Here is a 12804-nt window from a genome sequence, read left to right on the forward strand (position 1 = left end):
ACATAAGCTGAACATTAAAAATCAGCTTATTCAACAAGATGGCGTAAAAACGAACATTCAGCTCATGTTCATCTGCACTCCCTAACAATGAAAGAGCACGCTTGCCTATCTGCCCTGGCGAGCATGGAGATTCGCGGCATATGTTTCTTATTTTTATAGGATCTTTTACACTGTCCGAAGAATTCAACACAGGTGATTTTGATGAAACCAGCCCTAATATTGATCGCCATAGCATCACTCCTGTTTCCCCTACCAGGAAACAGTGCAGGCTATGGAATATCGGCGGCCAGTAGCAGCATCTTGATGGCGGCTCAGAAAAATACTCATCAAAATCTGCGTGTTAAAAATCGTCAGCAGGCCACCCAGATGGTAAAGGGGCGCTATAACGCCAAGGTCTTAAGCGTGCAATCTGCAAGGGTCAATGGCAACCCAGGCTACCGCGCCAAGTTGCTCAGTAAGGATGGCGTCGTCTTCTATGTCGCCATAGACGCCGTCACAGGACAGATGAGCAGACAATAAGCCTGCTTGAGAGGAAGGACACGCCGATGCGATTACTACTGGTTGAAGACGATTTAGCGCTGCAGGAAAACCTGAGGCAACACCTGCTGGATGCCAACTACACCTTAGATATCGCCAGCGACGGCGAAGAAGGCCTGTTTCAGGGACAGGAATATCCCTACGATGCCGCCATTATCGATGTGGGCCTGCCTAAGCTCGATGGTATCGCCCTGATCGCCAGGCTCAGAGAAGAGGGAATTGACTATCCCATACTGATCCTGACCGCCCGCGATAACTGGCAGGACAAGGTCGAAGGCCTGGATGCCGGCGCCGACGACTACCTGACCAAGCCATTTCATCCCGAAGAGTTGGTCGCCAGGCTCAAGGCGCTTATTCGCCGGGCGGCGGGCAAGTCCAGCCCCTTGATCCAAAACGGCCCCTACTCCCTCAACACCAGCAGCCATGAGATCAAATTTGGCGAGCAGGAAATCAGCCTGAGTGGCTCGGAGTACAAGCTGTTCGAGTATTTCATGCTGCATATCGGCGAGGTGAAATCCAAGAGCATACTGATCGAGCACATCTATGATCAGGATTTCGACTTAGACTCCAACGTCATCGAGGTCTTTATCAGACGCCTGCGTAAGAAGCTGGATCCGGACGGCCAGTATGGTCTTATCGAGACATTGCGTGGCCAGGGCTATCGCCTCAAGCCCCTGGATAACGACTAAGGGTTCGAGGCCATTTGATGAGCAGCCAGCGCGCCCCACAGGGCAAACTCAACTCCCTCAGGGTTCGTCTGATCCTCAGCGCCCTGCTGCTGATCTTATTGCTGTTACCCACCATAGGCTTCGCGCTCAACAACGCCTTTAAGCAACAGGTGATGACCAACGTCAGAGAGCAGCTAAGTGCCTACCTCTATTCTGTGCTGGCGGTGGCCGAGATGGAAGAAGGTAAGCTCTATATGCCAGAGGCCCTGCTGGAGAATCAGTTCAATGTGATAGGTTCAGGCCTCTACGCCATCATTGACCGTCAGGTCAATAATCAAAATAATAGTGACCGCCAGGTCAATAACCAAACTGATAGTGACCGTCAAGGTAGTAACCAAACAGATAGCGATCGCCAGGGCGGTGCCGCGAGTGACATTGAGCCTCTCTGGTCATCCAACTCCTTTCTTGGCTTGAATCTTACCAGCCCCCTTCCTCACCCTAAGGTGGGTCGCAGCGAATTTGGTGAGCTGGTACTCGAGCAGCAGCCTCATCTCATCTATAGCTTCAGCGTGCGCTTCGCGCCTGCAGAGCCCCAGAGTCAGAGCGCGCCTATCACAGTCCACATCATCAAAGATCTCGATGGCGTGACACAGCAAATCAGCGCCTTTAGTCAACATCTGTGGAGTTGGTTGCTCGTCCTGATGTTGGTGCTACTGGCGATTCAATTTGCCTGGCTGGCCTGGACACTCAAGCCGTTGGCGCGCTTTAGGCTGGAGCTGGGACAGGTACAGCGAGGCGAGGCGGAAGAGCTCAGTGGCCACTACCCCAATGAACTGCAAGCGGTGGCCAAACAGCTCAATACCCTGCTCAGTACCGAGCAGCGCCAGCGCAGCCGCTACCGCAATGCCCTGTCTGATCTGGCCCATAGCCTCAAGACCCCACTGGCGGTGATCCAGAGCCAGAAAGATCTCAGCCCCACCTCCCTCGAGCAAGTCGGACAGATCAATCGCACCATAGGCCATCAACTCAAGCGAGCCCAGAGCGCCGCCGGGAACGCCTGGCACCTGGGGACTAAAATCAGCCTGGTCTCCGACAAGCTGCTGCGCACCCTGGTCAAGATCCATCCCGGCATACAACTCGTCTATGGCAAGCCGCCAGAAGAGGAGCATATCTTCTATGGCGATCAGAGCGACCTCACTGAGATGCTGGGCAACCTGTTGGACAACGCCTGTAAGGCGGCCAGTAGCCGGGTAGAACTGAGCATTGAGTCCCAGCAGGGCAAACTCACCATCAGCGTGGAAGATGATGGCGCAGGCATCAGCCCTGAGCAACGTCAAACCATACTCGAGCGTGGTAAACGTGCCGACACCTATGAGAAGGGGCACGGCATAGGTTTGGCCATAGTGCGCGATCTGGTTGACAGCTATCAGGGCACCTTACACATTTCACAAGGCAAGATATTAGGCGGCGCCAGATTCGAACTGATATTTGATCAACAATTTGCGCGCTAAATCGCTAAATCACTAAATCACTAAATCACTAAGGGCGCCAGGCTAAGACTTCACAACCATCAGGCTATTGTCTTGCAACATTTCAGGCTTGAAATAGACCAGACGCTGACGCCCTTCTCGCTTGGAAGCATACATGGCAATGTCGGCATATCGAATCAAGGTCTCACCATCTTGGCTGTTCTTTGGTGCCAGAGCCGCCCCCAGACTCACATCCAAGGGCAATACTTCCCCTTGATAAGTAAAGCTTCCGCGCATTTTGTCAACGACACTTGCTAAGGTGTTATAAACCTCTTCTACACTGTTGAATTCATCCAACAAGATAATAAATTCATCCCCTCCATAACGATAAATGCGGTCGGTACGCCGCAGACTCTGGGTCAGCCTTGTCACCAAGACCTTGAGTAATTCGTCACCACAATGATGACCATACTCATCGTTTATCTGTTTGAAATTATCAATATCCAAAAAGACCAGCGCCAGATGAGTCTGTGAAGCTTGCGTCTTGTCTATGGCCTCAGCGATATCTTTAAACAGGCAGAATCTATTATTCACCCCGGTTAGCTCGTCAAGGTGTGCCTTTTCATGCAACTCCTGATGCTTTTGAAACACCACTTCGCTCATCTTATAAAATGACGACATCAAGTAACCTATCTCGTCATTGGGCAGGAAATCTGTCAGCCGTTGCCGCTTACCCGATTCCATGCGCTTAGTGGCGTCAATTAATTTGCTCAACGGCGCAAACAAATCTTTTTTTATCAATACAAATATCGCCAAGGCCAAGAAAAAGGTGACTAAGACTTCGACCGCCATAATGGTAGCGATATCGCTTTTAACCGCTTTGAATTCGGCTAAACGTAGTTCGAGTAGGCGCCGCTCTTCAAGATTAAATTCACTGATATAGTGACGAATGTTGGCCATGTACTCCTGACCCACATTGCTACGAACCAACTGCATTGCGGCAGGCCTGTCGTGTTCGAACAGTTCGATTGATTCTTTTAATTCTGCAAGCTTACGTGCAACTTCTTTCTCCAGGCGTCCTAGCAGCTGTTGCTGCTTCGGATTGTCCTGCGTAAGCCTTGTCAGCTGAACTAACAAATCTTCGATATGACTAAGCGATCGATAATAAGGTTGAAGATAATGGTTCTGCTGGGTAAGCAGGTAACCCCGCTGCCCTGTTTCGGCATTGGCTACCGCCAATAAAAGTTTATCTGAGTAAGCCAATAGGGTATGAGTATGGGTAACCCATCTCTGCTTCTGTTCGCTCTTTCGCTCTAAGAAGTAGGCTAAAAAAATATTGGAAAACAGAAACAGGAATAAGAGTGCCAGCAAACCTAACAGCTTTTTCTGAATACTCATCGAGTACTGACTCCCTGTCTTTACCATAGCTCATCCCCTTCAAAGGGATCATGTTTCACCTAAATGCCTCCTCAGTTTAGGTCTGCGTTTTACACTAAAACACGACGCTCTACTCGGCTAATGATCTGATATGGTTAAACTATAGTTTCTTTTGACATGCTTCGCCCTAAAGGCATCTTCATTGTTATTTCTTGTGCCAAATGGCTTTCAGCTAATGTTCATCTTGGGTCTTTTATTATCTGAGTAAATCCAATGACAGATAAGCCTAGGAGACGTTATGAAAAGCATCAGACAATGGACTTTGCTCCTGCTCATTGCCCTTTCACAGTCACTGCTTACCCCTTCGGTGTCGGCACTCGAACGGGCAGAAGACGCTGTTCAGGAGATCCAATTTAGCGACGCCGAGCTGGCACAGATGCTGGCCCCTATCGCCCTGTATCCCGACAGCCTACTCACCCACATCTTGATCGCCTCCACCTATCCACTAGAGGTGGTGCAGGCCAATCGCTGGCGCAACAAACACAAGTCGTTAGCAGGCGCCGAGGCGGTTAACCGCGCAGAGAAACAGGACTGGGATCCCAGCGTTACCGCCTTGGTCGCCTTTCCCGATCTGCTGCAACGCCTGAGTGATGATCTCGAGTGGACCCAGAAGCTGGGCGACGCCTTCTTGCAAGACGAGGGCCGGGTGCTGGACAGCATTCAGCGCCTGAGACAGCAGGCCGAACGCGCCAACGCCTTCGACGAGATGGAGAATATGAAGGTGACTAAGGTCAACCGCCAAATCGTCATCGAGCCTGTACAGCGTGAGGTGATCTATGTGCCTTACTATGACACCCGAGTGGTCTACGGTCATTGGCACTGGTACAACTATCCGCCTGTATATTGGGCCTATCCGCCCCGTTACAGCCGATACTATCCTGGTCATATTTCGGGCCACTTCTACTTCAACAGTGGCATACACATTAGCTTTAACTATTTCTTCAGCGCCTTTAGCTGGCACAAGCGTCATATCGTGGTGACCCATCACCATCATACGACCCGCTACCGTCCACATAACCGAATCGTGACCAGCAGCGGCGCCCAACGTTGGCACCACAAGCCGGTGCACAGACACGGGGTGGCGTATCGCTCGCCTAAGGTTAAGGCCCGCTATGACAAGTATCGCCCTAACCGCTATGACGTGAAACATCACAGCAGTGTGGAGCGCTATTCCAACTCGAATAAGGCTAAGCCGAGTCAGGGTAAACACTACAACGCGGCGCAGATCCAGGCGCGCCGCGAGCAGAACTTCCGCCACAAGCTGAGTGATGCACGCGGCCAGAATGACCGTCATCAGGACGGGCACAAGGCGCAGACCAAGTACTATGAGAAGCGCGACAGGCTCAGCCTGAAAGATAGGGCTAACCACTCATCCAGTACGAAAGCCAATAACAGGGCTAAAGACTGGAACAAGGATAGGCGCCATCAGCCAGTCAAGAGCCATCAGCGCGAGGTCAAAAGCCATCAGCCCAAACAGTATCAGCGAGAGATGAAGAGCCATCAGCGAGAAGTGAAGAGTCATCAACCGACTAAGAGCCATCAACCGACTAAGAACCATCAGCGTGAAAGGAGTCATCAGCCCCAGAGCTATCAAAGAGAGAGGAGCCATCAGCCCCAGAGCTATCAAAGAGAGAGGAGCCATCAGCCCCAGAGCTATCAAAGAGAGAGGAGCCATCAGCAGGTGAAGAGCCATCAGACCAATAATGGTCGCGGCGCCTCATCTCACAACCAACAGGGCCGAACTAAGCAACGTGATAACTAAGCGGTAAGTCGCTAAATAGCTAAGAGGGAGCTCGCCTACGTAAAGAGCAAGCATTAAGGCGGTGACAATCACCGCCGTCACTTTTTTCGAATCAGTTCAGCAATACTCGGATCTCGCACCTTAATCTACCAGCCTAGGCCGCCACGGCAAGCCATAGAAACGATAGTAGCCCACCAGATTACTGCCGATAAACAGCAGCTCCATCAACACTGCCGTCGGTGATCCCGCCAGATAATTGTTCACCAGCCAGATACTGGTTCCCACTATCATCAACTGCCGCAGCCGCTGATCGCTTCGACAAAAGGCGGCGATTGTCTGGGTGCAGCTGCCGGCAAAACTGATAAGGCTCAAGGGACCGGCAAAGGTAAGCAGGGCTATCAGGCTATTGATACTCAGAAACAGCCAGAGCAACCGCCTCGAATGGCTGAAAACCGTCATCAGATAGCGAATAGCGGCCACTAGCATCAGCCCTGCGGCCGTCCATTGTGACAGGAGGGCAAAGTGCAGGCTGATCAGTATCCCCGACAGCGCGAGACAGAGCACTATATGGCGCTTGTGCTTGAATTGAAAAGAGAGAATGTCTGTCACTATGGCTATTGCGATCAGACACTGGGACAGGAAAAATACCGACATATACAACCTAAATTTCAGCAAGCTAAAGATGGCGGCAGTATGTCGCAGGCTGTCGATGCGGCGCATTAACTTAAGATAAGTCGAGGCGATTTTACCGCATTTACCTCGCTAAACTCAGGCCAGCCTGGCCTTGAGACGCGACAGGCTCACGGGCGTGATGCCGATATAGCGCGCGAGTTGTAGGTTACTCAGTCGCTCGACCCACATAGGCCTGTGGTTGACCAGATAGAGGTATCTCTCCTCCGGCCGTTTAAGCAGCAGGAAGGCCTCCTTCTCCTCCTTATAAAGCAGCTGCTGGCTCAGCAATGCAATCAGCACAGGCTGCCAGCTGGCCTGCTTAAGCTGCGCGAGGGAGAAGCGCACTAAAGTCACATCTGTCGCCGCCTCAAGCTGATAGGGCGCCACATCACAGGTCAGCAGGCTGTGGTAGAGCAGGCAGAGCTCACCCTCGAAATAAAACTCTTTCGAAAACAAACCGCCACAATCGCCATAATGCTGTGCGCCCAATATGCCATCGACGATGTAATAGCCATGCTCCTGGCAAGCCCCCTGGTGCAGTAGTATCTCCCCTCTGGGCGCTCGAATGCATTTGGCTAGGCTTAGCGCCTCAGTGCATTCATCATCCCCCAGTCCAAGCAGGCGAAGACACTCGCCAAAACTTGTCAGGGCATCTTTCACCAATCTCTGTGCCACTTAGCCTCCTCGGCGATCTGTTAAGGCAGTGATGATAACACTCCCTGACGGCCCTGAATAACCAACAGCATATCAATACAATGCCTACTTTAAGCCGCAGCCTTTTTTGGGCTAGACTCTGAGTTCACTCGTAATTTTACTTAGTTTTTAGCCAGCGGAGAGCCACAGATGTCAACACGCGTATTTGTCATAGCCCAGTTTCGCCCCAAGGCGGGAAAAGCCGCCGAACTCTTCGAGGTGCTCAAGGCGCTCGAGCCAGATTCACTGCGGGAACAGGGATGCATTCAGTACATTCTTACCCGCCAGATAGACCATCCGAGTGCCAGCCGCACAGACTATCCTATCGTCTTCAACGAGATCTGGACCGATGGCGAGAGCTGGGCGGCACATGGCCGCCGCCAGCAAATTCAGCACTTCTTCGAGACTCAGGTCAGCGCTCCCGACGGCCTGGTGGATGATGCCATAGTGACCGCCTATACCGACGAGGGCTATGAGTACGACGCGCCGGTATTTGCCTGAACAGCATATTCAGCGACATAAAAAAACGCAGCCTAGGCTGCGTTTTTTAAAGCTGTAACGTTTTAGTTAGCCACGCCTGTGGCCGCCAGATTTTGCGCCGACCAGAGAGTCACGCGGGCCTGACTGTCGAGGCCATTTACCATGCGTGCCACCTGATCTTGGGTGAAGTTGGCATATTGGTCTGAATAGGCCATGAAGTTCTGCCAGTTGATGGTCTGCCCCATACAGTTGACTATGCCGCCATCGCCTGGATTCATCTGCCAGCTGTTTTGCTGCGGGGTATCGCAGTTCTCGTCCCCTGTGGTATCGCAGCGTCGCTCGAAACCGCGCTTACAACCGCCCTCGAAGGTATGGATCAGATCCAGGAAGTGGCCAAACTCATGGGTCAACACAGAGCGGAAGTTCTCATCGGTATTGCTGCCAAGATAGGCACCGTTGTAGGTCACACGGGCCAGCCCCTCGTCAGACATAGTGGTATCCGGGTACCAGGCCACCCCAGAGTTATTGGTCACGCCGTCGGCATAGAGATCGTTCTGAATGTAGACATTCATGTACTTGTAGTTGTCCCAGTGATCCCGCTTCACGTCCGAGCTGGAATAGTTACCCGCCCCGGACGACGCCGAATGATAGACGATCCCCGAGGTGGGATTGCCATCGGGATCGATACTGGCTAGGCGAAACTCAATATTCAGCGCCTGCTTCACGCCCTGGAACTCGGCATCTATGTCGGCAAAGTCGGCGGTTTGTCCCTGAAAATCTTCGTTGGTCTTGTTGAGCGCATCGATGATCACCGCATCTGTCACCGTCTTACCGTTAAACTGGCTGCCGTACACATGGAAAACTACTGGGATCACATAGCTTGGGGTCGCCGACAATGCCAGCGCCGCGGGGGTATCCCCCGTCGAGGCGCTATCGTCACCCGGTTTAGCCATGGCACGCTTACGCTCAAACAACTTGGCATGGCGGGCCTTGGCCTCATCTAAAGCGGCGGGGAAATTACGATAATGCTGAGCGTTGATCTCCCCCGCCTTACAATGGTCGGCGGCAAATTCCGGCTGCTTGGCGCTAACGCCGGTACCGGCGGTTAACAGAGCGGCCAGGATAGATAGGGTCAATTTGTTGGTCATGTTATTCGTCACTCTTATTATTAGTGTGTGGGTAAATCACCTTTCCCTGGCGTATTCGTTTCCCTCTATTTGAATAACAACATTACCTATCGAGATAAAATATTCTGTATACAATATACCCAAATGAAATTAAGAGTAAACCCAAATGTGAATATTTTGTAAAATACGAATCACACCGATGGCACTCGCTAGCGACACTTAGATCGCTGCTTACCACAAAGATAAAAAAACTAAAAATTGCTCGAATAAGCAAAGGGATATATTGATGAGATATAGCAGGCTAACGAGCCGTTAGCCTTTGCCAAGTATAAATTTATCCATCTGATTTAATTTAGAAAACTGCATTGAACGAATCTGTTATCCTTCCAACTCTGTGCTTTTAACGCCGCCTCCCAAAAGGCGCCACGAATCCCCAAAAATAGGGCTTATGGGCGAATGAATTGACCGAGACGGCTAGCTAAATCCTAACAGCAAGCTAAACCCTAACAGCAAGCTAAGCCGTTATAGCCAACCACCATCGAATCGGCCCTAGTACCCCGTCTGGTCGCCAGCCCTGGCCCTGAGCAGTTTAAACTTATGAAATCCAAGGTTTCTCAGCCTTTGTAGATCGAAATCTATCATGCCCTGCATCTCACGGGCCTTAAGATCTTGGGAGCACTTAAACTCGCCCCCCTGCCCCTTATTAAACTTAGAGATAGACTTGTAACAGATACGCGCCGGGCAGGTGTAGGCACAGCCCGCATTGGCAAACAGACGAATACGCGCTTTATGAGGTAGTGCGGCCAAGAAGGCCTCGTCATCGTTGAGCACCATAGGAAGCACCAGGGTGTCGTAGAGCCCAAAGGCTTCCTCGATCTGCTCGGGTTTTAGCAAGTTTTTAATCACACTCGCCTCTATGTCATAGTCAGGAAACTCCTGCTTGATCCAGTAAGCCAGATCATCGTTTGTACAGATAATCGAGTTGCGTTTGTGATGATATTTGGCAAGCAGGGGGCGATTGGCGTCGAACTCTTCCTTGGTGGCAAAGTGGTTAGTAAAGGGGATCCTGAGTCCTATACCATGATCGGCCAGCAGACCCGTGTCCCGCTCGGACAGCTGGCGCATCAGATAAAAACGCCCGCCATATAGGGTCGATGGCTCGACGAAACCAAACACGCTCTCTACCTGCCCAAGGGGCACCGCGGCAAAGTGTTGTTTAAGAAACTTAATCACCGACTGATGATCCGCCTTACCCCGCGCGGAGATGGTATAGGTACTCTTGGCGGTATTGCTCTCGGGGGTATTGTTCTCGCAGCTCTCTGGCTTATCACTCATATCATTGCTTCGTTAACCTTTAGATAACAAAACAATATAAAGCTATGCCTCCCAGACCACTATGACACAGATCAAATAGCGACTCGTCCCACCTCGACATAAAAAAACGCAGCCATTGGCTGCGTTTTATCTTAGAAAGACTCAGGGATTAATCGCCGAAGTCATCCAGTAGTATGTTTTCCTGTTCAACCCCTAAGCTTTCCAGCATGTTGATCACCGAGGAGTTCATGATCGGTGGGCCACACATGTAGAACTCACAATCTTCCGGCGCCTTGTGGTTCTTCAGGTAGTTCTCGTAGAGCACATTATGGATGAAGCCTGTGTAACCGTCCCAGTTATCTTCTGGGAGCGGATCCGACAGGGCCACATGCCACTCGAAGTTGTCATTTTCCGCCGCCAGCGCGTCGAACTCCTCCTGATAGAAGATCTCACGACGTGAACGGGCTCCGTACCAGAAGGTCATCTTACGCTTGGTCTGCTCGCCCTTGAGCTGGTTGAAGATATGTGAGCGCATCGGCGCCATACCTGCACCACCGCCAATAAACACCATCTCGGCGTCAGTCTCCTTAACGAAGAACTCACCGAAAGGCCCAGAGATGGTGACCTTGTCGCCCGCCTTGAGATTAAAGATGTAGGAGGACATCTTGCCCGGTGGCAGGCCTTCAGAAGGCGGCGTGGCGATACGCACGTTTAGCATGATCACCCCTTTCTCATCTGGGTAGTTAGCCATAGAGTAGGCGCGAAGCACATCTTCATTCACGGTAGAGACAAGATCGAACAGGCCATACTTTTCCCAGTCATCACGGTACTCGGTCGGAATATCGAAGTCGCTATATTTCACCTCATGAGCCGGCGCCTCGATCTGAATATAACCGCCCGCCTTGAACTTAACATCTTCCCCTTCGGGCAACTTGAGCAGCAGCTCCTTGATAAAGGTGGCCTGGTTATCGTTAGAGATCACCTCACACTGCCACTTCTTGACGCCGAAGATCTCCTCTTCCAGCTCAAGCTCCATGTCGGTCTTCACCGCCACCTGACAGGCCAGACGACAACCCTCTTTAGCCTCTTTCTTGTTGATATGGTCGCGCTCGGTAGGCAGGATATCGCCGCCACCCGACTTAACCTTCACCCGGCACTGACCGCAGGTACCACCGCCACCACAGGCTGAAGGAATAAAGATATCCTTACTCGCCAGGGCGCCCAGTAGCTTGTCACCTGCCGCCGTGGTTATGCTCTTGTCATCATCATCGTTGATGCGGATGCTCACGTCACCGTTGATCACCAGCTTGCTCTTGGCGACTAAAATCACCATTACCAGCACACACACCACTATGGTGAACATGCCTATGCCTATTGCCATTTCCATCTAATAACCCTTTTCTTAATGCACTGACACTAGCACGCCACTTACAGCGAGATGCCGGAGAAAGACATAAAGCCTAATGCCATCAGGCCCGTGGTAATAAAGGTGATACCCACACCTTGCAGCCCCGCCGGAATGGCGTGAAACTTCATCCGCTCACGCAGTCCCGCCAGCAGCACGATGGCCATCGCCCAGCCAAAGCCTGAACCGGTCGCAAACACCACTGACTCACCCAGGGTGTAGTCACGGTTCGCCATGAAGATCACCCCGGCGAAGATGGCGCAGTTAACCGTTAGCAACGGCAGGAAGATCCCCAGGCTGTCATACAGGCTGGGAATATACTTATCCAGAAACATCTCCAGGATCTGTACCAGGGCGGCGATCACGCCGATGAAGGTGATGAGCTTGAGATAGCTCAGGTCTAGCTCGGGATAACCCGCCCAGGCCAGAGCACCTGGAGCCAACACCTTGGAGTAGATCAGCTGGTTCAGCGGCACTGCGAGTGTCATCACCACGATCACCGCAATCCCCAGACCGAAAGAGGTCGATACCTTCTTCGACACGGCCAGGAAGGTACACATGCCCATGAAGAAAGAGAGCGCCATGTTGTCGATAAAGACGGCCTGAACAAAGAGATTGATATAGTGTTCCATAGCCTTAACCTCGCTTACGCTGGATAACATTGATGGCCCAGATCAGTAAGCCAATCAGGAAGAATGCACTCGGCGGCAACTTGAACATCTCGTTGGCCAGATACCAGCCGTCGTTCTCGACCGTCTTTAAGATCTCATGGCCAAACAGGGTACCCGCGCCCAGCAGTTCACGCACGAAGGCGACGCTGAGCAGGATAACGCCATAGCCCATGGCGTTGCCCATGGCATCCACCACAGCCAGATGCGGCGGCATCTTCATGGCGAAAGCTTCGGCGCGGCCCATGATGATACAGTTGGTAATGATCAAGCCCACAAACACCGACAGCTGACGCGACAGCTCATAGGCCACATCCTGCAGCACCATGTCGACGATGATCACCAGGGAGGCGATCACTGTCATCTGAGCGATGATGCGCACGCTGTTAGGAATAAAGTTACGGATGCTGGAGATGATCAGGTTAGAAAACACCAACACGAAGGTCACCGCCAGAGTCATCACCAATGCGGTCTGCATCGAATTGCTCACCGCCAGCGCCGAACAGACCCCAAGCACCTGCATGGCCACGGGGTTATTGGCGAAAATCGGGCCGGTTAGAATGTCCCGGGTAGCCGTCATACTCTTACTCATC

At 51.9% G+C, this 12804-nt stretch carries 13 protein-coding genes; 5 read left to right on the plus strand and 8 right to left on the minus strand.

From position 1 onward, the window contains the following. Positions 1-201: 201 nt before the first annotated feature. Genes L1D43_RS11225 through L1D43_RS11235 form a run of 3 tightly spaced genes read left to right on the plus strand, consistent with a single transcriptional unit; the run spans position 202 to position 2716 of the window. On the plus strand, positions 202-519 hold the full coding sequence (locus tag L1D43_RS11225) for a PepSY domain-containing protein (protein ID WP_239851629.1): 318 nt from the start codon (positions 202-204) through the stop codon (positions 517-519). 26 nt (positions 520-545) lie between these two features. Further along, entirely contained in the window at positions 546-1226 is a 681-nt protein-coding gene (locus L1D43_RS11230) for a response regulator transcription factor (protein WP_239851631.1), read from the plus strand. Between the two features lie 17 nt (positions 1227-1243). After that, on the plus strand, positions 1244-2716 hold the full coding sequence (locus L1D43_RS11235) for an ATP-binding protein (RefSeq protein ID WP_239851633.1): 1473 nt from the start codon (positions 1244-1246) through the stop codon (positions 2714-2716). Between the two features lie 42 nt (positions 2717-2758). On the opposite strand, the gene L1D43_RS11240 is transcribed toward L1D43_RS11235, so the two are convergent. Continuing rightward, positions 2759-4072, minus strand: a complete 1314-nt coding sequence (locus L1D43_RS11240) for a diguanylate cyclase (protein WP_239851642.1) — start codon at positions 4070-4072, stop codon at positions 2759-2761. A 277-nt stretch (positions 4073-4349) separates the two neighbouring features. Here L1D43_RS11240 and L1D43_RS11245 point away from each other — a divergent pair, with 277 nt between their 5' ends. Beyond that, complete coding sequence (locus tag L1D43_RS11245) at positions 4350-5873, plus strand: DUF3300 domain-containing protein (protein WP_239851644.1); 1524 nt, start codon at positions 4350-4352, stop codon at positions 5871-5873. Between the two features lie 120 nt (positions 5874-5993). Here L1D43_RS11245 and L1D43_RS11250 read toward each other — a convergent pair whose 3' ends face one another. After that, entirely contained in the window at positions 5994-6506 is a 513-nt protein-coding gene (locus L1D43_RS11250; RefSeq protein ID WP_239851645.1) for a YgjV family protein, read from the minus strand. 114 nt (positions 6507-6620) lie between these two features. Further along, entirely contained in the window at positions 6621-7199 is a 579-nt protein-coding gene (locus tag L1D43_RS11255) for a Crp/Fnr family transcriptional regulator (RefSeq protein WP_239851646.1), read from the minus strand. Positions 7200-7367: 168 nt separating this feature from the next. On the opposite strand from L1D43_RS11255, the gene L1D43_RS11260 reads away from it, so the two are divergent. Next, positions 7368-7718 (plus strand): antibiotic biosynthesis monooxygenase, encoded by a 351-nt coding sequence (locus L1D43_RS11260; RefSeq protein ID WP_239851647.1) that lies wholly within the window; start codon positions 7368-7370, stop codon positions 7716-7718. A gap of 62 nt (positions 7719-7780) precedes the next feature. On the opposite strand, the gene L1D43_RS11265 is transcribed toward L1D43_RS11260, so the two are convergent. The 5 genes from L1D43_RS11265 to L1D43_RS11285 form a co-directional block, all read right to left on the minus strand. Next, positions 7781-8845 carry a M43 family zinc metalloprotease gene (locus L1D43_RS11265; protein WP_239851648.1) on the minus strand — a complete coding sequence of 355 codons (1065 nt, stop codon included), beginning with the start codon at positions 8843-8845 and terminating at the stop codon, positions 7781-7783. 528 nt (positions 8846-9373) lie between these two features. Further along, complete coding sequence (locus L1D43_RS11270; RefSeq protein WP_239851649.1) at positions 9374-10159, minus strand: hypothetical protein; 786 nt, start codon at positions 10157-10159, stop codon at positions 9374-9376. A 148-nt stretch (positions 10160-10307) separates the two neighbouring features. After that, the gene (nqrF, locus tag L1D43_RS11275) at positions 10308-11525 is read right to left on the minus strand and encodes an NADH:ubiquinone reductase (Na(+)-transporting) subunit F (RefSeq protein ID WP_239851650.1); all 1218 of its coding nucleotides are present in this window, start codon (positions 11523-11525) and stop codon (positions 10308-10310) included. Positions 11526-11566: 41 nt separating this feature from the next. Then, positions 11567-12175, minus strand: coding sequence for an NADH:ubiquinone reductase (Na(+)-transporting) subunit E (nqrE, locus tag L1D43_RS11280; RefSeq protein WP_239851652.1), 609 nt, complete (start codon positions 12173-12175; stop codon positions 11567-11569). 4 nt (positions 12176-12179) lie between these two features. Continuing rightward, positions 12180-12803: an NADH:ubiquinone reductase (Na(+)-transporting) subunit D gene (locus L1D43_RS11285; protein WP_011866503.1), complete on the minus strand. Its 624-nt coding sequence runs from the start codon at positions 12801-12803 to the stop codon at positions 12180-12182. Between the last annotated feature and the right edge of the window lies 1 nt (position 12804).

The sequence above is a fragment of the Shewanella sp. Isolate8 genome (assembly GCF_022398495.1).
Classification (GTDB): domain Bacteria; phylum Pseudomonadota; class Gammaproteobacteria; order Enterobacterales; family Shewanellaceae; genus Shewanella; species Shewanella aquimarina.